The 20,553-nt window shown below is 54.0% G+C and carries 16 protein-coding genes; 5 read left to right on the top strand and 11 right to left on the bottom strand.

Annotation, left to right across the window (positions count from 1 at the left end; translation table 11 throughout):
- Positions 1-145: 145 nt before the first annotated feature.
- From K5Y30_RS16710 to ssuD, 6 genes are all read right to left on the bottom strand, one after another.
- Positions 146-1,021 carry a MetQ/NlpA family ABC transporter substrate-binding protein gene (locus K5Y30_RS16710; RefSeq protein ID WP_101761172.1) on the bottom strand — a complete coding sequence of 292 codons (876 nt, stop codon included), beginning with the start codon at positions 1,019-1,021 and terminating at the stop codon, positions 146-148.
- A complete protein-coding gene (locus K5Y30_RS16705) occupies positions 1,018-1,716 on the bottom strand; it encodes a methionine ABC transporter permease (protein WP_222212280.1) in 699 nt (232 codons plus the stop codon). The genes K5Y30_RS16710 and K5Y30_RS16705 overlap by 4 nt, the downstream gene beginning before the upstream one ends.
- Entirely contained in the window at positions 1,713-2,732 is a 1,020-nt protein-coding gene (locus K5Y30_RS16700; protein WP_222212278.1) for a methionine ABC transporter ATP-binding protein, read from the bottom strand. The genes K5Y30_RS16705 and K5Y30_RS16700 overlap by 4 nt, the downstream gene beginning before the upstream one ends.
- Complete coding sequence (locus K5Y30_RS16695; protein ID WP_222212276.1) at positions 2,729-4,123, bottom strand: LLM class flavin-dependent oxidoreductase; 1,395 nt, start codon at positions 4,121-4,123, stop codon at positions 2,729-2,731. Before K5Y30_RS16695 ends, K5Y30_RS16700 begins: the two co-directional genes overlap by 4 nt.
- Positions 4,124-4,197: 74 nt before the next feature.
- Complete coding sequence (locus tag K5Y30_RS16690) at positions 4,198-5,598, bottom strand: FAD/NAD(P)-binding protein (RefSeq protein ID WP_370634208.1); 1,401 nt, start codon at positions 5,596-5,598, stop codon at positions 4,198-4,200.
- A 14-nt stretch (positions 5,599-5,612) separates the two neighbouring features.
- Entirely contained in the window at positions 5,613-6,785 is a 1,173-nt protein-coding gene (gene ssuD, locus K5Y30_RS16685) for an FMNH2-dependent alkanesulfonate monooxygenase (protein ID WP_222212272.1), read from the bottom strand.
- 274 nt (positions 6,786-7,059) lie between these two features.
- Between ssuD and K5Y30_RS16680 the strand changes: the two genes are divergently transcribed.
- The gene (locus K5Y30_RS16680; RefSeq protein ID WP_222212270.1) at positions 7,060-8,988 is read left to right on the top strand and encodes a sigma-54-dependent Fis family transcriptional regulator; all 1,929 of its coding nucleotides are present in this window, start codon (positions 7,060-7,062) and stop codon (positions 8,986-8,988) included.
- 449 nt (positions 8,989-9,437) lie between these two features.
- On the opposite strand, the gene K5Y30_RS16675 is transcribed toward K5Y30_RS16680, so the two are convergent.
- From K5Y30_RS16675 to K5Y30_RS16665, 3 genes are all read right to left on the bottom strand, one after another.
- Positions 9,438-10,409: a ParB family protein gene (locus K5Y30_RS16675; RefSeq protein ID WP_110867047.1), complete on the bottom strand. Its 972-nt coding sequence runs from the start codon at positions 10,407-10,409 to the stop codon at positions 9,438-9,440.
- Positions 10,410-10,416: 7 nt separating this feature from the next.
- Positions 10,417-11,616, bottom strand: coding sequence for an AAA family ATPase (locus K5Y30_RS16670; protein WP_008109176.1), 1,200 nt, complete (start codon positions 11,614-11,616; stop codon positions 10,417-10,419).
- Between the two features lie 1,570 nt (positions 11,617-13,186).
- The gene (locus K5Y30_RS16665) at positions 13,187-14,116 is read right to left on the bottom strand and encodes a RepB family plasmid replication initiator protein (RefSeq protein WP_007886110.1); all 930 of its coding nucleotides are present in this window, start codon (positions 14,114-14,116) and stop codon (positions 13,187-13,189) included.
- A 481-nt stretch (positions 14,117-14,597) separates the two neighbouring features.
- On the opposite strand from K5Y30_RS16665, the gene K5Y30_RS16660 reads away from it, so the two are divergent.
- From K5Y30_RS16660 to K5Y30_RS16645, 4 genes are all read left to right on the top strand, one after another.
- Positions 14,598-15,974, top strand: coding sequence for an aldehyde dehydrogenase family protein (locus K5Y30_RS16660; RefSeq protein ID WP_222212268.1), 1,377 nt, complete (start codon positions 14,598-14,600; stop codon positions 15,972-15,974).
- 182 nt (positions 15,975-16,156) lie between these two features.
- On the top strand, positions 16,157-17,431 hold the full coding sequence (locus K5Y30_RS16655; protein WP_222212266.1) for a nucleoside permease: 1,275 nt from the start codon (positions 16,157-16,159) through the stop codon (positions 17,429-17,431).
- A gap of 17 nt (positions 17,432-17,448) precedes the next feature.
- Positions 17,449-18,471 (top strand): ADP-ribosylglycohydrolase family protein, encoded by a 1,023-nt coding sequence (locus tag K5Y30_RS16650; protein ID WP_222212731.1) that lies wholly within the window; start codon positions 17,449-17,451, stop codon positions 18,469-18,471.
- A complete protein-coding gene (locus K5Y30_RS16645; protein ID WP_222212264.1) occupies positions 18,458-19,438 on the top strand; it encodes a PfkB family carbohydrate kinase in 981 nt (326 codons plus the stop codon). Before K5Y30_RS16650 ends, K5Y30_RS16645 begins: the two co-directional genes overlap by 14 nt.
- On the opposite strand, the gene K5Y30_RS16640 is transcribed toward K5Y30_RS16645, so the two are convergent.
- Entirely contained in the window at positions 19,425-20,165 is a 741-nt protein-coding gene (locus K5Y30_RS16640; protein ID WP_222212262.1) for a GntR family transcriptional regulator, read from the bottom strand. The genes K5Y30_RS16645 and K5Y30_RS16640 overlap by 14 nt on opposite strands.
- A gap of 154 nt (positions 20,166-20,319) precedes the next feature.
- On the bottom strand, positions 20,320-20,505 hold the full coding sequence (locus tag K5Y30_RS16635) for a tautomerase family protein (RefSeq protein WP_008109189.1): 186 nt from the start codon (positions 20,503-20,505) through the stop codon (positions 20,320-20,322).
- Positions 20,506-20,553 lie beyond the last annotated feature (48 nt).

Below are 20,553 nucleotides of genomic sequence, written 5' to 3'. Positions count from 1 at the left end.
GAGGTTGTTATAAGCGTTTTTCTGGCTGCGCCAAAACAACAATTCTTGATATTAATTTACATTAAAATCAATTAGATAAATGGTTTTTAGCCAACACAAAAACCCGGGCGCGCCTGACGCGTCCGGGTGTTCAAACAACAACAATTTATTCGGCTGAGACCGGCACCAACACGCCTTTTACCAGCGGATCGTCGGTGGTCTTTAACCACTGCTGGACGCGCGGATCGGAGAAGGCTTTTTTCAGCTTCTCGATGTTTTCCTGGTCCAGATAAGGCGTGCCAATCACCAGCTGTGAGGCGAAAGTGCGCGGCGCAGGCGGGAAGAGAATGCCTTTTTCGCGCGGCACTTTACCGGCATCAAATTGCGAGACGTAACCAATCGCCGCATCCACCGAGTTGAGCGCACGCGGCATGGTCAGCAAATCGAGCTCTTTAAACACGAAACCGTGCGGATTGCCGACAATGTTCTTCAGTTTGGCCGTGCGCGGCTCGACGTTGGGATCGAGCGTGATTAAACCCTGACGCGCCAGCAACCATAATGCCTGGCCCTGATTGGCGCCATCATCCGGCACCACGATGGTCGCGCCCTGCGGCAGATCCGCCACCGATGTGTAGCGATCGGAGTAGATGCCAAATGCCCACTGGAACAGCGGCAGCGTTGAGGTGAGCGCAAAACCGTTGGCATCCACCACTTGCTTTAGCCACCACTGATGCTGATATACGGTGGCGGCATACTGCCCTTCCGCTACCGCGCGGTCGGCTTGCACCGGATCCTGCACCCCAACCGCCTCCAGCTTCAGGCCGTAATCGGGCGCGATGTGCTCGCCAACGTATTCAATCAGCTTCTGCTCGCCCGCCATCGCCGGTTCAAAATGCACCTTCAGCGTGGTGCCAAAGACCACCGCCTGCGCCTGTTGGCTGCGCCAGAACCAGCCGCCTGCTGCAAGTACAACGACCACTATAATCAGTAGCAGCCACGGCCAACGGCGGGTTTTACGCAGCTCGAAATCTTGTGTTGTCATAACGATGTCCCCTGAGGATGGCGTAATGCGGTGACCAAACGGTCGCCGAGAAATTGAATGGTTTGAATTAAGGCGATCAGCACCACGATGGTGGCGATCATGATGTGGTTATCGAAGCGCTGATAACCGTACACCACCGCCAGATAGCCGATACCGCCCGCGCCGATGGTGCCGGCAATGGCGGAGTACTCAATCATTGAGATCAGGTTGAGCGTCACCGCCGCCACAATTGCCGGCAGCGCTTCACTGAGTTGTGCCGAGCGGATGATCTGCCAGCGCGAACCGCCGCACACCAAGCCGACTGCCGTCACTTCACCGGGCAGCTCACGCAGCGCGTTATCCACCAGACGGCCAAAGAACGGAATGCCCGCGGCGATCATCGGCACAACGGCGGCAGGAATGCCGATGGTGGTGCCGGTAAGCCAGAAGGTGAACGGAATGATGGCCGCCATCAGCACCAGAAACGGCAGCGAACGCCCCATGTTGACAATCCAACTCAGCGCCCGATTGATAACGCGATGGGGAAACAGGCCGCGCACCGAGGTGTTGAACAGCACCACGCCGACGATGCCGCCAAACGTGATCACGAACAGCATCACGATCGCCACCATCAATGCGGTTTCGCCCAGAGCGGGCAACATCAGCGCCGGGATGTCTGGCCACGGCGTATCCTGACTCATCACTGATACGCTCATACCGCCTCCCGCAATAGCAGCACGCTGCCGGAAACGCTGGCAACTAAGCCCAGCTGTTCCAGCTGCGATAGCAAACGCGCCAGCGGCACGCGTTCCTGTTGATAGTGAATGCCCACCTTGAGGCGGCCAGCTTGCAGACCATTCACCTGCTCAACGTGCGCGCCGAGCAGATCAATACGCAGACCAAACTGCTGGCTGAGGCGCGAAATCCAGTCGCTGGCGACTGGCACATCGGTGCGATAACTCAGCTGCAACACCAGTTCGGCATCGCCCGCCTGCGCCGCCAGCGGGAACAGGCGCTGTCCCAATAGCGAATCGGGTTGCGCCAGCAGCTCTTTCACCACGCCGTACTGCACGATTTGGCCGTCGCGAATTTCCGCTACCGCATCTGCCGCCTGACGCACCGCGTCCATTTCATGGGTGATCAGCACAATCGCCAGCTTGTAGTCATCACGCAGTTTTTTCAGCAGGTCGAGCACGGTGACGGTGGCTTCGGGATCGAGCCCTGAAGTGGCTTCATCCGCCAGCAACACCGACGGGCGCAATGCCAGCGCACGCGCGATACCAATACGCTGCCGCTGACCACCAGAAAGCTGGCCCGGATAGGCTTTGGCTTTTTGGCTGAGGCCGACGCTATCGAGCAGTTCGCCCACGCGCGCGGCGATATCGCGATCCACCACGCCAAGATAGTGCAGCGGCAAGGCGATATTCTCCCACGCGGTTTTGCGTTGCAGCAGCGCGGAAGACTGGAACACGGTACCAATTGAGCGACGCGCCTGACGCAGCGCTTCGCCATCCAGACGAGAAAGATCGCTGCCGTTAACGCGGATGCTGCCGGCGCTCGGTTGCTCTAGCAGGCTGATGCACTTCGCCAGCGTCGATTTACCCGCGCCGCTCGGCCCAACTACCGCGGTGATGTTGGCTTGCGGTACTTGCAGGCTGATGGATTTCAGCACCTCGGTGATGCGGCCGTCGGGCGCGCGATAGTGTTTGCTAAGCTGATCTATTTCGATCATAAGACCTCCTGCGGCGTGGAGGATTTAACGCGATAGCCCGCTCCCGGATGCGGTGCTTGCAGCTGCGGGCCGGCGGAGAATAACTTCTCGCGCAACGTGCCCTGCGCGTACTCTTTTTTGTAGACGCCGCGCTTTTGCAGCTCCGGGATCAGCAGCTCCACCACATCTTCAAAGGTTTCATGGGTCAGTGCGTAGGCGAAGTTGAAGCCATCTACGTCGGTCTCTTCAACCCAGCTTTGCAACTCATCCGCGACAGTTTCCGCACTGCCAACAATCAGCGGACCAAAACCGCCGATACCGACCCAATCCGCCAGCGCTTTAACCGTCCACTGACGATCGGGATCGGCGGTGGAGAAGGTTTCGACCGCAGATTGAATGGCGTTGGTGTGGATATATTTCAGCACCTGATCCGGCTGATACTGGCCGAAGTCGATGCCGGTCCAGCCCGATACCAGCGCCAGCGCGCCTTCGTAGCTGACCCAGCCGGTGTACTCTTTCCATTTCGCCTGCGCCGCCAGATCGGTTTCGCCAACAATCACGGTTTGCAGATTGAAGATTTTGATGCTGTAAGGATCGCGCCCCGCTTCTGCCGCGCGGCGGCGAATATCGGCGACGGTTTTCTTCAGCAGCACTTTTGACGGCGCGGCAACAAACACGCATTCGGCATGTTCTGCGGCAAACTGTTTGCCACGACTCGATGCGCCCGCCTGATACAGCACCGGCGTGCGTTGCGGTGACGGTTCGCAAAGGTGAATGCCCGGCACGTTGAAGAAAGTGCCCTGATGATTGATGGGATGGATTTTACGCGGGTCGCTGAAGATACGGCGTTCGCGGTCACGCAATACTGCATCCTGCTCCCAGCTGCCTTCCAGCAGCTTGTACACCACTTGCAGATACTCGTCGGCGTAATCGTAGCGGCTGTCGTGATCGGTCTGGGTTTTGTGCCCAATGTTGCGCGCCCCGCTCTCCAGATACGAGGTGACGATGTTCCAGCCGATGCGGCCTTTGGTCAGGTGATCGAGCGTGGATAAGCGGCGCGCAAACGGATAGGGATGTTCAAACGACAGCGACGCCGTGAGACCAAAGCCGAGGTGTTCGGTGACCAGCGCCATTGGCGTAATCAGCGCTAACGGATCGTTGACCGGCACCTGCGTCGCCTGGCGGATCGCCGCATCGCCGTTGCCGTTGAGTACGTCGTAGACGCCGAGCACGTCAGCGATAAACAGGCCGTCAAATTTGCCGCGCTCCAGCAGGCGCGCCAAATCGACCCAATACTCCAGATCTTTATACTGCCAGGAACGGTCACGCGGATGCGCCCACAGGCCCGGCGACTGGTGTCCGACACAGTTCATATCAAATGCGTTCAAGCGAATTTCACGTTGCGATGGCATAGCAATCTCCATAGCGAGGCCGTGATCGTGTTACGACCCGGCGTTCGTCAGTTAATTTTTAGGATGTTGAGAGATTAAAGCGCTGAAGGGGGACATCGCTCGGCGGGAGCGATTTGCAGTTCTTGTAAAATATGTTTCGCCACAGCGGCGGCGTGATCGGCAACCTGCGGCAAACCCATCAGTTCACCGAAGCGCGCACGCGCAGCAGGACCGACGACAAACAGGCGCGCATTGGGCTGGCCGGTAACATTAAGCGTGTGCGACTGGCTGTCGACATCTATACCAAAACCGAGCAGGTCAGCGCGGATTAGCCCTTGCTGGCTGAGCGACTGCAGCAGCGGCTGGCTGGCGGTTAAGGCTTCATGGCCGGGACCGGTGGTCACAATCAGATGATCGAGGCGATGGGTTTCGCTGGCGCCATCGCGCGTGCGTAGCGTGATGTCCAACTGCTTGCCGACATTGGAGATGTCGCTAAGGCGCGCGGCCAGCACCTTCAGACTGCCCTGCTGGCGACGTGCGCTGATCACCGCTGACACCTGCGGCGCGATGCGATAGCGATGCACATCCCACCACGAGCGCAAGTGACGAACAAAGCGCTGCTGCTCGCGCAGGGGCAGCGATTGCCAGATATCCTGACCTTGCACGCGTACCTGATCGAGCACGCGCTGCCACGGCAAATCCTGTTCAGCGGCACGCGCAACCTCTGCGCGGATATGTCGCAGCCACAGACGTGTGCTGGACGCTTGCTGCGGGGCTAACGTCCATTCCGGCCACTCACCGCTTAGGTTATCGCGTGAGAGCTGTCCGCGGCGCGAGAAGGCGATTAACGGGCCGTGATGCTGTCTGCTGCCCAATGAAGCCACCACGTCCGCCATGCTCAAGCCGGTGCCGATAATCGCCACCGCGGATTGAGGATTGATGGCGTCCAGTACGCCGTGCTGCCACGGATTGGCAATCAGCGCCGGATGCGCCGAGAACGGTTGCAGCGCATGCGGCAACGATGGTGGCGGATGACTGATCGCTAACGCCAGTACATCACCCCGCAACATTTCACCGTTGCTGAGCAACAGCTGCTCGCCTTCCCAGGCCACGGCGCTGGCCTGAACATGGCGCAGCGTGACATGCGGATACGCCTGCGCAGCTTGCGCAAACTGTTCTGCCAGATAGCGACCGAACAGGCTGCGCTGCGGATAAACTGCGCCGTCTTCACAGTGCGCTACTGAGTCCAGTGAACATTCCGGCTGTTGGCGATACCAGCGGTCAAACGCGCCCTGCTCTTCACCGCTTAACTGCATGCGCGAAGCGGGTACGTTGATGCGGTGCGAAGGCTCCTGCGTGGAATAGGCAACGCCGCCGCCGAGGTTGGCGCGCGGTTCGACCACTGTAATCAGTAATCTGCTCGATGAGGTTCGTGCGAGATGAATCGCCAGCGCTGTGCCGCTAAAGCCACCGCCAACAATGATTACCCGTGCCATTGCCTTCTCCTGCATTAGCTGGCGCTCGTCTGTTTTGACGGACGCTTATCGCCACCAATGGTTTCACCAAACGGGCCAGTGTTAATGGTGCGCTCACGCTGCTGCTGCGCATTAGCCAGCGGTAGCAGCGGTAATAGCAACTCGGCCACGCGATGCGCTTCTTCCAGATGCGGATAACCGGACAGAATGAAGTTGGTGACGCCCAGCGTCTGATATTCGCGGATACGCTCAGCCACCTGCTCCGGGCTGCCGACCAGCGCAGTGCCCGCGCCACCGCGCACCAGACCCACGCCCGCCCACAGATTCGGCGAGATATAGAGGTTGTCGCGCGAGCCGTTGTGCAACGCGCTCATACGCGCCTGACCGGCAGAATCCATACGCGCAAAGATTTTTTGCGCCTGCGCGATAGTCTCTTCATCGAGATGACCAATCAACTTATCTGCCGCCGCTTTGGCTTCTTCTTCGGTCTCGCGCACAATCACGTGCAAACGAATGCCGTATTCCAGCTTACGTCCGCGCTGCTCTGCACGTGCGCGCACCACTTCCAGCTTCTCAGCAACCTGCGCTGGCGGCTCGCCCCAGGTGAGATAGGTATCGATCTGTTCCGCTGCAACATCAATCGCCGCCTCCGATGAACCACCAAAATAGAGCGGCGGCCCCTTTTCCTGCACCGGTGGGAACAGCACTTCTGCGCCTTCGACGTGAATATGTTTACCTTCGTAATCCACTTTCTCACCGCGCATCAGGCGGCTGTAGACGTCGAGGAACTCTTTAGTAACTTCATAACGTTCACTGTGGTTGAGGAAAATGCCGTCACCTTTGTTCTCGACAGGATCGCCACCGGTCACCACGTTAATCAATAAACGTCCTTCGGACAGACGATCAAGCGTGGTCGCCATGCGTGCTGCCAGCGTTGGCGGCTGCAGGCCTGGACGAACCGCCACTAAATAGCGCAGACGTTTTGTAATGGGCGCTAAGGCGGAGGCCACTAGCCAGGAATCTTCACAGCTTTTGCCGGTAGGAATTAATACGCCGTAGAAGCCAAGATTGTCGGCGGCAAGCGCCACTTGCTGTAAGTAGGGTAAATCGACCGGACGTCCGCCTTGGGTGGTGCCGAGGTAGCGTCCATCACCGTGCGTCGGTAAAAACCAGAAGACATTAATTTTATCGTTCGCGGAATCGGCCATTATGCTTTTCCTATATAACTTTATTAAAAAATGATCATTTTGAACTGCTTATTTGGTTATATAGCTGTTAGCAGAAAGCGTGCCAGGTTGTTAACTGGCGCAAATCGCCGTATTTCAGGCGGTTAGCCTTGTTGTCGCAGTTCAAAGCAGTTGCATTTGCGACTCTGGCGCAACAGCAATTGCTGCATATGCAACTGCTTATGCTTTTTACATGGTGTTAATAGTCAGCATGAGCATTTAGGTTAACGATATGCTCGTTACCGGACTCATTGCCATGTTAACCACCTACAACCACACCGACTCACCGCGCTTAGTCGATCCCGCTTCTCTGGCGTTTCAATCGCTGCTGGATAAGTTCGCGCCCACAGATGCCACCGTTCTGATTGTCGGCGAAACCGGCACAGGTAAAGAAGTGGTGGCGCGTTATCTGCATCATCACAGCCAGCGACGTCACGGCCCTTTCCTCGCGGTTAACTGCGGCGCACTGACGGAAAGCCTGGCTGAAGCCGAGTTGTTTGGCCATGAGAAAGGCGCTTTTACCGGCGCGACGCAGTCACATCCCGGCTGGTTTGAATCAGCGCAAGGCGGCACTTTGTTGCTGGATGAGATTGGTGAGCTCAGCCCTTCACTGCAGGTCAAATTGCTGCGCGTGCTGCAGGAGCGTGAGATTACGCGCGTGGGCTCGCGTAAAGCGATCAAGGTGGATGTGCGGGTTATCGCGGCTACACATGTGGATTTGGCGCAGGCTATTCGTGAGCGACGCTTCCGCGAAGATCTGTTCTATCGCCTGAATATTGCGGTGGTGCCATTACCGCCGCTGCGTCAGCGTCGTGAAGACATTCCGCTGCTGGCGCAACACTTCCTCGCCCTCTACGCACGACGTTTAGGCCGCCCGGCACGGCGTCTTTCGCCTGATGCGCTTGAAGCGTTGCGCGAATACAGCTGGCCCGGCAATATCCGTGAACTTGAAAACACACTACATAACGCCGTATTGCTGAGCCGCGAAGAGACGCTGACGCCCGCACAGCTGCGACTTGCTGGTTACAGTGAACATGGTTTTAGCGAGTCCAACGATTCAACGCTCGACAGTTTTCTTCAGCAGCAGCTAACCAGCCAGCCGCAACAACTGTTTGATCGCGTTATCAGCAGCCTGATTAGCAATGCGCTGTCGATGACAGATCAGAATCAAACCCAGGCCGCGGCGCTATTAGGTATCAGCCGCCACACCTTACGCACGCATCTGGCGAATCAGGGAATGATTAAAGGACGGCGCAAAGCGCCGGTAACGGCATCGACATCCAATGTGCACGGGACGCTGGAGCGTGAGCTGCGCATTGGCTATCAGAAGTTTGGCAATCTCGGGGTGTTAAAAGCCCGTCAGAGCCTTGAACACTGTTTCGCTCAGCAAGGCATTAGCGTGTTGTGGAGTGAGTTTCCCGCCGGGCCGCAGCTACTGTATGCACTGCAAAACAACGAAATCGACTTTGGTACCACCGGCGAAGTTCCGCCGATTTTCGCCCAGGCGAGTGGCAATGCGGTGACTTATATCGCTTGGGAGCCGCCAGCGCCGAGCAGCGTTGGCATCGTGGTACCGCATGACAGCGATATTCGCACCATCAGCGATCTGCGCGGTAAGCGCATATCGGTTAATAAAGGCTCGAACGTTCACTGGCTACTGCTGCAGTTACTGGAGGAAGCGGGCATTGGTCTGGATGAACTCAAAGTGGTGTATACGCCGCCGAAATATCCGCTGACCGCCAGTGATTATCTCTCGGTTGATGCGTGGATGATGTGGGATCCGCTGCTTAGCGCTGCGGAGAGCAATCCCGAGCTGCGGATTTTGGTTAATGGTGAAGGGCGCGTACGTAATCATCAATTCTATCTGGCGCGGCGTGATTACGTTGAACAGCACGATGACATCCTCAGACAGCTGGTGGAGAGTTTGCAGCAAACGGGTTTGTTCATCGATAGCCATCGCCACGAAGCATCAATGTTATTGGCTCAGGAGCTTGGCTTGGAAATCGCATCTGTTGAACGAGCCTTGACTCGCCGCAGCCACAAAACGCGTGCAATGGCCTTCGAGGTGATCAAAGAACAGCAGACCATCGCCGATCGCTTTTATGCGTTGGGGCTGATTAATAAACCGGTGCGCGTGCGCGATGCGGTCTGGCAATTTTCATCAGCGCTGGCGTTGATTGAGTAAGGTTAGTCTTGAAAGTTATCCACGTTTTCTGTGGATAAATCATTGAATATCATCTGGCTAATCTCGCTTAGGGACTTTTGATGATGGCTAAAATTACAGGCTTAATTGGCGATTTCAGCCTGAAATTTTATCTAAAACTCCATACATTTCATATTACTAGGCATGAAATCACTTAGGCGAGCAGATGAAATTTCATTCGGTGTATTGACGGTATTTCTGCTGTGACTGGCTGTTGCCGCTTTAGCGCACAGCTGGTTAAATTGGCTGCAGTTAGTTAATCGGTATTGGTGATTTATTAACGAATACCTTTTGGCTGCTGGCTGAAACTGTGGCGATTTCAGGCTGAAATTTACGCAGCGACAATCGATATTTCATACAGTTAGCGATGAAATTGCGTTGGCGAGGCTTTGAGAAGGGCATAAAAAAACCGCCCGAAGGCGGCATTTCACTTACTGATTAAGATACTTATTGAGCGTCTCGTTAATCACCTTATCCAGCTCTTCCTGCAACTCTTTTGACTGGCGATTAAACTCGTAGCTGAACATGCGTCCGCGCGTTTTCTTACGCGCAAAGCGGTCTTTATCGGCGAAGCTCCACAAAGGCGTCGCCACGGTTTTGTCTTTCGCCGGTGACTGAATCAGCGTCTGGCTGCCGTTACGCACTAAACGCAGGATGCCATTCTTTACTTCGTCTTCGGCCAATCCATCACGCGCACATACAGTATCAACATCCATACCGATAGTATCGATCAGGGCATCAACCGTTTGTCCGGTTTCCTGCAACTTCTCATACGCCTGCAGCAGCGATTTATAATCAGGATAGGTCAGCTCAGAATGATTCGGGAACAGCGTCACCAGCTCGAGCGGCACGCTCGCAGCCTGTAATGCACGCGTTACTTTGGCCTGCGATAAGCCTTCACTTTGCGCAATCTCTTTCTGCGACAGTCCACTCTCTTTAAGCGACAGCAAACGCATGCCTACTTCACGCAGATTGTGCTCACGTGCGGTCTGAATATCCTGCGCTAAACGACGCGCTTCTTCCGCCGAGATAGCGACGTCAGTGACCAGCACATCCAGCCCGGTTTTGCAGTGCAGAGCCGCTGCACGACGACGTGAACCATCGAGAATCTCAATGCGATCGTCACGCTTTACGCCAATCGCCGGGAAAAACTGCTGCAATTTGATGGTGCGAATGATGTCGCGCAGCGATTCTGGCGTCAGGCCAGACTGATCGCGGCCATTGGTTTCCATCTTAACGAAGGTTTTCTCTTCAATTTCCTTCGCCGGGATGTGCTCCAGTGTGAACAGGGCGCGTTTACCCGTCGCCAGAATAAATGTCTGAGAATGGCCATCGGCGCTTTCCTCAGTCTGCAATGGTGTCTGGCTGAAGGTTCGGCCAATGGTGATTCTTTTTGCGCTCATAGTAACCTCAGTTCAGGCGAATGAATTCAATACGGTCAAATACGGCTTTCGCGAAATCTTCCGCCGCTGAACGCGCATTCTTTAAGGCTTCGGTGCTGCCCACGTAGGTTGATGGATTGGCTGAGATAACCGTATCAAACGACTCTCCGCAGCGCTCAAAGCCATCCAGACGCGGCAATGCAGCATCAAGCATATCGCCGCCAAAAATCTCTTTCGCCAGGCTGTGACACAGTTTGTGGTCCGCTTTATTCGACAGTTTGGACATAAAGCCAATGTTGCCCTGCAAACGGCAGGCTGCACCCGATTCTTCAATGATGCCAATCAACTCCGGCAAACGCGTTAAGTACTTCAGCGTGGAGTGGAAATCCACCTGCGCGGGCGGCACCGGCGTCATCAGTAAGTCTGAAGCAGCAATGGCGTTCTTCAGGAAGGCATCAAGATGCGGGCCGCTGTCGATAAAGATAAAGTCATAATCTTTCTTCAGCTTGGCCACCACGTTGTCATACAGCACCGCGTGGATATTCTGATCGGGCAGGTGAGCGGCACACAACTCTTCCCAACGCGAGGCAATAAAGGCGTCATCAATTGAAGCCGGCAGTACATCGACGCCCGGAATAATCGATGAAACGATAAATTCGTTAAGCAACTCTTCGCGGCTAACGTTCTGCAGCATCGCCTGTGCGGCGGTCGCTTCCACTAATCCCACTGAACGTTGATGGTTCAGGAACATGGTGGCGGATGATTGCGGGTCCAGATCGATGACCAGAATACGCAGATCTTCAAACAGCAGATGCGGATGCGCACGTAAGGCATGTGCCAGCGAAACGGTAGAGACCGTTTTTGAAACGCCGCCTTTGAGGTTGCCGACAAAGATGCTGAAGGCTTCATGGTGGCGATCGCGGTATTTTGGAACACCGCGATGATGATAGATATCGATGATGTTCTGAATCGACATCGCATACTTGGTTGAGCTGCCCGCAGCACGCTTATCGAACGGATAACCGTTCTCTTCCATTTCGTTGACAGCGTAATCCACGCTCGCACGCGTTAGTTTAGGCAGTTTGGCTAACGCCGCTTTAGCGTAAACCTGATAGAACGTGTTTTCCCGCAACTCTTCTTTCTGCGCCTGAATCTGTTCAGTCAGGCTCATCAGCATTCTTTCTGAACGTTGTGCGACCTTCAGAACTTGCTTCTCATCGTTAGCCATACTTGCTCCACACATGTAGGATTTATGACTTTATACATAAATCCAGCACACGAGGCAAATATATCTCTTCTACACAGGAAGAATAAGTTATGTGAAAACACCTTGATTAAGAGCGGTTTAACCCAAAGATTCACTGTAATCAGCGATCGTTATTCAGCCATTACGGATTTTTGTACGATTTTGAACCGCCGATTTATTGTTCATTGGGACAAAGCTTCACTGTAGTCAGTAGCGGGTTTCTCTTTTTAAAAAGAGAAAAGAAGGGTGGTTGCGGCTGAAATGCTGGAACATTCACTGTAATCAGTAAGCTGATGAGCATCGATTAGCAACATTCACTGCAATCAGTAAAAGGTTCACTGTAATCAGCAAGCGGTAGCTGAAGATTCACTGTAATCAGTAGATGATGCGTGGAAGTTGAATGCAGGCGAGAGAACAACGATGAGTATCAGGCTGGTGAAATGTTCACTGTAATCAGTAAATCCCAAAGACTTTTTCACGTAACGTCAAACGTTCACTGTAATCAGTAAAAGCCTTGTACTCTTCATCGGCAAAGATTCACTGTAATCAGCAGAAGTCAGCGCTTCGATTACCCGTTCACTGTAATCAGTAAGTTAAATCGGCCAGACTGAGAGAACATTCACTGTAATCAGTAAAAGTTATGAAGCTGAGCAGAACGTTCACTGTATTCAGTAGAGCGTCATTTGCCGACAAATTGATGTGCCTAAAATCGCCATAAGCAATACAGCGAAATGCTCAGAATGTTGTCTTCAACATTCACTGTAATCAGTCACGCATCACGTTAAACGGCTTACTTGATTCCAATTGTGTGACGCTGATGTTCACTGTAATCAGTGAAACACGCTGCTGACTTAAACGCCTAACGTTCACTGTATTCAGTAAACAAGACGCGCTGAGTGAGTTTGTTTCATGCTGCAAACCCGGCAGGGCAGGGGACGAGTTGGTAACGTTCACTGTAATCAGTGACAGCGTGACGTGCGCTTAAAACAGAATATAAGCCCCAGTAGAAACGTCCCGCACTTTCGTTCACTGTAGTCATAAGACAGGCCAAACGTTCACTGTAATCAGCGTTGTGACCAACCCTGTCACTTTTACTGGCTGTATTAACAGTTAAACTGCTGATTACAGTGAATTACGTTGGAACAGGCTTTGTTGATACTTATAAATCATAACGTTGCATTTGATCGTTCACTGTATTCAGCACGCAGCGCTGTGATTAGCATTCACTGTAATCAGTGAAAGCGAACGCTCGAACAAACGTTCACTGTGATCAGTAGAAAGGCAGTGAAAAGGGAATCTGAGTGAAGCGTTACCGCCCTTGTAAGTACTCACTATCTTTAAAAGTACCTTAGAAAGGGCACAACGCGGTTGAAGACATCGCAGAAGACATAGCAAAAGCAGAAGGCTTCTGATTACAGTGAACGTTGCTGATTACAGTGAATGACGCGAGGACAGCTGATTGCAGTGAATGTTAGCGGAAGAGCATGTGTCACTTCTGCTCAAAAAGTGACACAGCTTGAAGGGGATTACTGACTACAGTGAACGGGCAAGATCACTCTTCAAACTCGATATCTTCCAGCGAATCGATACTTTCAAGATTGCTGATGCCGTCGAGTTTTGGCGTCCTGCTGTGGATGATGAAGAACACCGAGCGGCCACGTTTCACTTCCGAATAGTCGAGATAGCCGATTTCTTTGAGCTGCTCCATCGCACGTCGCACCACGTGGTTTTGCGTGGTGGTTTTCGAGCCCAGGTTTAAACGCATACGCAAACGCGCCAGAGAGATGGGCGCCGGATTCGTTGGCAAACTTTCGAGATAGGTATACAACGCCTGAGCCGATTCTTTACGCTTCAAACGTGAAATGGCTCGCAGCTGCAGTAACACTTTATGGTCGAAATTATAGAGCTCGAATAACTTTGGATCGGCTTGGATGCGCACCAGATCCTTTTCACGATCGTAATACGCCGATTGCACAAGGTGAGTGTGATAGGCTTTGCCATTACCTTCAAAAGACAACGTATTGGTCGCAATGCGTCGAAGGGAGGCATCTAAGCGCTTACGTAGCGCTGCTGAAGAGTTTGCCGAAGGGATCCCGCACATCTTAACGAAATCGATAAACGGCAGCGTCACAGTGTCGCCCTTTGAGGGATATCGCGAGAAAGATTGAATAATACCGGCCCAGGTTTTGAAATCATTATCCATGTCCAGCCTTGCGCCGGTAATGGTAATCTTTTCATAACCTTCTGATTTAACTAAAGAAAGATTCTTTAGCTCTTTCGTTGCATCGGTCGATGCCATCGCGCCTGATTTACCGCGCGCGGTGGATTTCAATGTTGGAACAAACAGACCCAGGCGCATTAAAGCGACCGGTTGTACGGTGTTGTTTTTATTGGGGTGGAGTTGAATAACTTCACCGCTGTTTTTTGTCACCGACAGAAAAGGCTCGAGTAACGCCTTGTTTTCACTCTCTTTATCTGCCATAGCCTGAGATCTTCATTCTGTGGATGAAAAGGGTCGTTTTCTGATTACAGTGAACATTAACACTGTTTATAGTGAACATTCTACTCTCTATAGTGAATAAACTACTGACTCCAGTGAACACTTTACTCATTATAGTGAACGCGATCACCTTCTGAGCCCTTGTGGGGTGCGGCCTGCGACGATCGGGGATCTCTTAGGATCTCTTTAAGATCTCTATATGATCTTTCTTTAAGATCTATTCACTGTATAACTTAATAACGCCAGGACTGAAGCGGCTTTAGACCGGTAAAATGTTTAAAACAGCCCCATCGCAATAACATCCTGTTTGATCCCACCAAATTATCAGTTATAGGCGATCAGGATCCCTCAGCTTCTCCTTAAATGAACAACTTCCTCATTATTATTCATTTTTAAGAAACTATATCCCGGCGTAAAGTGAACTTCATCGAACATCACATCACTTATGACGAGGACATCTTTCATGACTGACAACGTTATCTCCCGTAACCCTACCACCGGCGAAATCCTCGCAACCTATCCGCTGCAGAACGCAGCCGAATTGGAAGCCGCATTGAAGCAAAGTGCTCATGCTTATGCAGAATGGCGCTATACCGCAATGCCGCAGCGAGTGAAAGTGCTGCGTCAACTGGCAGAACAGATTCGCCAGCGTCAGAATGAGCTCGCAACCATGGCCACGCTGGAAATGGGCAAACCTATTACTCAGGCACGTGCTGAAGTACTGAAATGCGCCAATCTCTGTGACTGGTATGCAGAGCACGGCCCGGCGATCCTTGCCGACAAACCCACGCTGGTGGAAAACCAGCAAGCGTGGCAGTCATTTCGTCCGCTTGGTGTGATCCTTGCCGTGATGCCATGGAACTTCCCTTACTGGCAGGTTCTGCGCGGCGCAGTCAGCATGCTGCTGGCGGGCAATACCTATGTGCTGAAGCACGCGCCAAGTGTGATGGGATCCGCCAACCTGATGAAGTCACTGTTTGACGCCACCGAACTGCCTAAAGGCGGCTTTACCGTGATCAACGTCGATAACGATGGCGTTTCGGCGGCGATCAAAGATCCGCGTATTGCCGCTGTAGCGGTAACCGGCAGCGTGCGTGCAGGCGGTGCAATTGCAGCGCAAGCCGGTGCGGTACTGAAGAAAACTGTACTGGAGCTGGGCGGCGCGGATCCTTTCATCGTGCTGGCGGATGCAGACCTTGATGCTGCAGTGGCCTCAGCGGTCATAGGACGCTATCAGAACACCGGACAGGTCTGTATGGCAGCCAAGCGGTTCATCATTGAAGAAAGTGTCTCAGAAGCGTTTGAGGCGCGTTTCAGCGCAGCGGTGCAGGCATTGAAGATCGGCGATCCTCTGGCAGAAGATACCTACATCGGACCAATGGCGCGTTACGATCTGCGTGACGAGCTGGATAATCAAGTGCAGCAGACCATCAAGGAAGGCGCACGTCTGGTATTAGGCGGCCATAAGATCGACGGCCCAGGCAACTATTACGCCCCGACGATCCTCGCCGATGTCACGCCAGCCATGACCGCTTTCCAGCAGGAAATCTTTGGGCCGGTTGCTGCAATTACCGTCGCTCATGATGCACAACATGCCTTAGAGCTGGCTAACGACAGCGAATTTGGGCTGAGTGCAACAGTGTGGAGCGGCAACGAAGCGCTGGCCAACGAACTGGCGGAAAAACTGGAGACCGGCGCGGTATTTATCAACGGCAATGGCGCATCAGATCCGCGTGTAGCGATTGGTGGCGTGAAGAAGAGCGGCTATGGTCGCGAACTGTCGAGCTTTGGCGTCCACGAATTCTGCAACATTCAGACGGTTTGGAAAAACCGCCGCTAAGTATCACCGGGCGCATCATTCGCGCCCCCATTTCCATCCCCGCATCCAGTTAGCTCCCATCTCAGACCGTTCCACATCGGTTAAAATGTTGTGGACCAGTTCAAAAAATCCGCCAGTGGTATTATAAAGGTATTATTTCTGGTGTTAGATTTGCCTCCACCTACACCGGGGAGTCCTTTTAAATGAAAACAACAATCCCAAAACTATCGTTCATGATGTTTCTTGAGTGGTTTATCTGGGGCGCATGGTTTGTGCCGCTCTGGGCATTTCTCAGTAAAAACGGCTTCTCGCCGGTTGAGATCGCCTGGTGCTACGCCTGTACTTCGATAGCCGCCATCCTGTCACCGATCCTTGTCGGATCGCTGGCCGATCGCTTCTTCCAGGCGCAAAAAGTATTGTCGCTGCTGACGATCGTTGGATCGATTCTGATGTTCTTCGCAGCCCAGCAAACGCATTTCGGCGGTTTCTTCCCGCTGCTGCTGCTGTATGCGCTCACTTACATGCCAACCATCGCCTTAACCAATAGCATCGCGTTTTCGCACGTCGCGGATGTGGAGCGTGATTACCCGCGCATTCGCGTCATGGGCACACTTGGCTGGATCGCGTCCGGCATCGTTTGTGGTTTCCTGCCGCCGCTGCTGGGCTATGGCGATATCTCAGCCAGCAACGTGCCGTTATTGATCACCGCCGCAAGCTCGCTGTTACTGGGCATTTTTGCCCTGACGCTGCCCGCCACCGAGCCGAAAAGTACCGGCAAATTTAGCCTGCGCGTGGCGCTTGGTCTGGATGCGCTGCATCTGCTGAAGGATCGCAGCTTCCTTGTGTTCTTCGTCTGCTCCTTCCTGTTCAGCATGCCGCTGGCGTTTTACTACATCTTTGCCGAAGGCTATCTGACGGAAGTCGGTTTGCCACATGCCACCGGCTGGATGACGCTCGGCCAGGTTTCAGAGATCTTCTTCCTGCTGGCGCTGCCGTTCTTCATCAAACGCTTTGGCATTGGCAAAGTGCTGTTGCTGGGATTAACCACTGCCGCACTGCGCTATGTGTTCTTTGTGTTCGGTGGCGATCAAAACATGCTGACTTACGGCTTGCTGTTCATGGGCATTCTGCTGCACGGCGTCAGCTACGATTTCTACTTCATCACCGCTTACATCTACGTTGATAAGAAAGCGCCAGTGGCGATGCGTAACGCCGCGCAAGGGCTGATCACGCTGGCCTGTCAGGGCATCGGCAGCCTGCTTGGTTACCGCCTTGGCGGCTATCTGATGCAGGAAATGTTCGCCTACGACCAACCCCGCAACGGCCAGACCTTTAACTGGGCCGGCATGTGGATGTTTGGCAGCGTGATGATCGTAATGATCACCATCGCCTTTATCGTCCTATTCCGCGACGGCAAAAAACGCAGCGATGAACTTACCGTTTTCGAAAAATCAGCAACCGCTGACAGCCATAAATAAGGGATTTCACCATGACGATGACAACGCAGGAAAAACGGATTTTAGGCACGTTTTACGGCCAGGCGCTGGGCGATGCGATGGGCATGCCATCGGAATTGTGGCCGCGCTCACGCGTGAAGCAGCACTTTGGCTGGATCGATCGCTTCCTTCCAGGCCCGGCTGAAAACAACGCCGCCTGCTACTTTGGCCGGGCGGCCTTTACCGACGACACTTCGATGGCGCTGGCTTTGGCTGATGCGATCCTGTCTCATGATGGCGAGATCAACGCGGAAACCATTGGCGCGAATATTTTGCAGTGGGCTGAGTCGTTTGATGCCTTCAACAAGAACGTGCTTGGACCGACCTCAAAAATCGCGCTCAACGCCATGAAAGCTGGCACGCCGGTGTCGCAGCTGGAAAATAACGGCATGACCAACGGCGCAGCGATGCGTGTGTCACCGCTCGGCTGTCTGCTGCCAGCACGCGATTTACCGGCATTCATCGATGCCGTCGCACTGGCGTCGAGCCCTACGCACAAATCGGATGTCGCGATTTCCGGTGCGACGGTGATTTCGTGGGCAGTTTCACGCGCCATTGACGGTGCCAGCTGGGCAACGATTCGCGATGAACTGCCCGCGATCGCTCGCGCGGCGCAGGAAAAGCGTGTTACCACCTTTAGCGCATCAATGGCGGCACGCCTCGAGCTGGCGGTGAGCGTGGTCGCGAAGGGCAGGGGCGTGGAATCCAACATGCAGCAGATTTACGATCTGGTGGGCACCGGCACCAGCACCATTGAATCGGTACCGGCGGCGATTGCGATGGTGGAATTGGCCGAGACCGATCCCAATCGTTGCGCGATCCTTTGCGCTAACCTCGGCGGCGATACCGATACCATCGGGGCGATGGCGGTGGCCATTTGCGGTGCGCTGCACGGCATCGACAGCATCGACGTTGCCTTGAAAGCCGAGTTGGATGCCGCTAACGGGCTGGATTTCACCCGTTATAGCGCCGCATTTACGCGTTTCCGCCAGCAGCGCGAGGCCGCTTATGCTAACGCCTGATGATCTGAAGAGACTTGAAGGCCGCCTGCCGGTGTGTGTGATTGGTGCGGCGGTGGTGGATGTGATTGCTGATGCTTACTCGTTGCCCCATCGTGGCAGCGATATTGAGCTCCACCAGCAGGGCGTCAACGTGGGGGGCTGCGCGCTGAATGTGGCGATTGCGCTGCACCGGCTTGGCATCCCGTCTATCAATGCGCTGCCGCTCGGCAACGGCACCTGGGCGAGCATTGTGCGGCAGAAACTTACGGAATATGGTATTCACAGCGTGCTGGAAACGGCGAAAGGCGATAACGGCTGGTGTTTAGCGTTAGTGGAGCCCGATGGAGAGCGCACCTTTCTGTCAGTAAGCGGCGTGGAAAATCAGTGGGATGCTGGGCTGCTCGACACGTTGCCGCAGCCAGCCAATCGCTGGATCTACCTTTCCGGCTATCAGCTCACCAGCAAAAGCGGTGATGTGCTGATCGACTGGCTGGAGCAGCAAAGCCAGCCGTATCAGCTGCTGGTGGATTTCGGCCCGCGTCTGGCAGATATCGGTGATGTGCAGTTCGAACGCATCATGGCGTGCCATCCACTGATTACAGTGAACAGACAGGAAGCCGAACTGCTGTGGCATGAACGTTTGAATCAAACAGAACCCTTTGATGCACATCAGTTAATGACGTGCTGGCAGCAGCGATTTGGTGGCGCGATGGTGGTGCGACTTGATAGCGAAGGCGCCGGTTTCGTTAACGCGGAGTCGCAAGGCTGGATACCGGCGCTGCCGACAAAAGTGGTCGATACTATCGGCGCAGGCGACAGCCACGCAGGTGGATTACTGGCGGGATTAGCTTCGGGTTGGTCGCTGGCAGAAAGCGTCGCGCTCGGCAACGCGGTGGCGTCTTATGTAGTGTCACAGCGCGGCGGCGATTGCGCGCCCGATCGCGCCACGTTAACGGCTTACTGGCAGCAGCGCCTTACTCAGCAATAAACACATACATATCGCTACGACAGTAGCTAATGCTGTACTCCAGCGGATTGCCCTGCGCATCTAACGCCAGCTGCTTGATCACCAAAACAGGTACGTTGTCGGGTAGGGCGATCTGCTGCTGCAGCGCCTCATCAGGCATGCGAGCACTCACTCTGCTTTGCGATTTTACCGGCAGAATTTGCTGCTGGTGGAAATAGTCGTACAGCGAAATACCAATCGCATCCGCATCAGCGATGTAGCGCGCCGGCACCCAGGATTCTTCCACCGACACCGCTTGCTGATCGACATAACGAATGCGCTTCAGCAAATAGACGTCGCTGCCTTTGTCCAGCCCCAATTTCTCAGCGATTGCTGCATCGCAATGGATTTTGCTTTTGTTAATCCACACGGTGTCGGGCTTTTTACCACGCAATACCGCTTGCTGCGACAAGCCTTTCGGCTCTTTAAGCGAATACTCGAACTGGCTGCAGATTTGCGTGCCGTAGCCACGCGAGCGCAACACCATGCCCTCTTTTTCCAGCGCGTCCATAGCTTTACGCACGGTAATACGCGAAATGCTCAGCGACTGGCTGAAGTCACGCTCACTCGGCAGGATCTCTTCATGCACTAACACGCCGTCGCGCACCGCATCTTTAATTGCAGTGGCAAAGCGTTTGTACAGCGGCGTGCGGCTGTCATCAGCAAGGGTAGAAGTAAGCCGCGAAAATAGTGCAGTTTGGTCGGTCATAGCGGGCGGATTCACTCATTCTGGTAAGCGGCAGAACGTCTATGATACTGACATTTCGACGTTCGCGAAGCATTCGATGAGTATGGATATCACGAATAATCGCTTTAAAAACAATTAAAGCCCCAAAGGGGCTTTTCTCGGACTGAACCCGAACTCAACGCTCATCAAACGGCACGCCGCCTTTCGACTTATGATGTTTTGGCGTTTCGATGATGGAAACCGTTACTGAATTAGCATCGATCTCAAACGAATCTGCCACCGCCGCGGTGACGGCTCTCAACAACTTCTTTTTCTGCTCAATCGTGCGACCTTCTGCCGCATACACAACGATTTCTGGCATCTCTGCTGCTCCTTAAAGTAAACGTTGGTTTTCAGCATAGCGCAGCAA

The organism is Pantoea sp. DY-5, assembly GCF_019795955.1.
GTDB lineage: Bacteria > Pseudomonadota > Gammaproteobacteria > Enterobacterales > Enterobacteriaceae > Pantoea > Pantoea leporis.
This window is presented reverse-complemented; position numbering and strand designations above follow the sequence as displayed.

Bases quoted from the DNA above. Each gene is read 5' to 3' on its own strand.
- K5Y30_RS16705 (WP_222212280.1), bottom strand. From the start codon at position 1,716: ATGAGCGTATCAGTGATGAGTCAGGATACGCCGTGGCCAGACATCCCG.
- K5Y30_RS16700 (WP_222212278.1), bottom strand. From the start codon at position 2,732: ATGATCGAAATAGATCAGCTTAGCAAACACTATCGCGCGCCCGACGGC.
- K5Y30_RS16710 (WP_101761172.1), bottom strand. From the start codon at position 1,021: ATGACAACACAAGATTTCGAGCTGCGTAAAACCCGCCGTTGGCCGTGG.
- K5Y30_RS16655 (WP_222212266.1), top strand. From the start codon at position 16,157: ATGAAAACAACAATCCCAAAACTATCGTTCATGATGTTTCTTGAGTGG.
- K5Y30_RS16660 (WP_222212268.1), top strand. From the start codon at position 14,598: ATGACTGACAACGTTATCTCCCGTAACCCTACCACCGGCGAAATCCTC.
- K5Y30_RS16665 (WP_007886110.1), bottom strand. From the start codon at position 14,116: ATGGCAGATAAAGAGAGTGAAAACAAGGCGTTACTCGAGCCTTTTCTG.
- K5Y30_RS16680 (WP_222212270.1), top strand. From the start codon at position 7,060: ATGTTAACCACCTACAACCACACCGACTCACCGCGCTTAGTCGATCCC.
- K5Y30_RS16650 (WP_222212731.1), top strand. From the start codon at position 17,449: ATGACAACGCAGGAAAAACGGATTTTAGGCACGTTTTACGGCCAGGCG.
- K5Y30_RS16645 (WP_222212264.1), top strand. From the start codon at position 18,458: ATGCTAACGCCTGATGATCTGAAGAGACTTGAAGGCCGCCTGCCGGTG.
- ssuD (WP_222212272.1), bottom strand. From the start codon at position 6,785: ATGGCCGATTCCGCGAACGATAAAATTAATGTCTTCTGGTTTTTACCG.
- K5Y30_RS16695 (WP_222212276.1), bottom strand. From the start codon at position 4,123: ATGCCATCGCAACGTGAAATTCGCTTGAACGCATTTGATATGAACTGT.
- K5Y30_RS16635 (WP_008109189.1), bottom strand. From the start codon at position 20,505: ATGCCAGAAATCGTTGTGTATGCGGCAGAAGGTCGCACGATTGAGCAG.
- K5Y30_RS16675 (WP_110867047.1), bottom strand. From the start codon at position 10,409: ATGAGCGCAAAAAGAATCACCATTGGCCGAACCTTCAGCCAGACACCA.
- K5Y30_RS16670 (WP_008109176.1), bottom strand. From the start codon at position 11,616: ATGGCTAACGATGAGAAGCAAGTTCTGAAGGTCGCACAACGTTCAGAA.
- K5Y30_RS16640 (WP_222212262.1), bottom strand. From the start codon at position 20,165: ATGACCGACCAAACTGCACTATTTTCGCGGCTTACTTCTACCCTTGCT.
- K5Y30_RS16690 (WP_370634208.1), bottom strand. From the start codon at position 5,598: ATGGCACGGGTAATCATTGTTGGCGGTGGCTTTAGCGGCACAGCGCTG.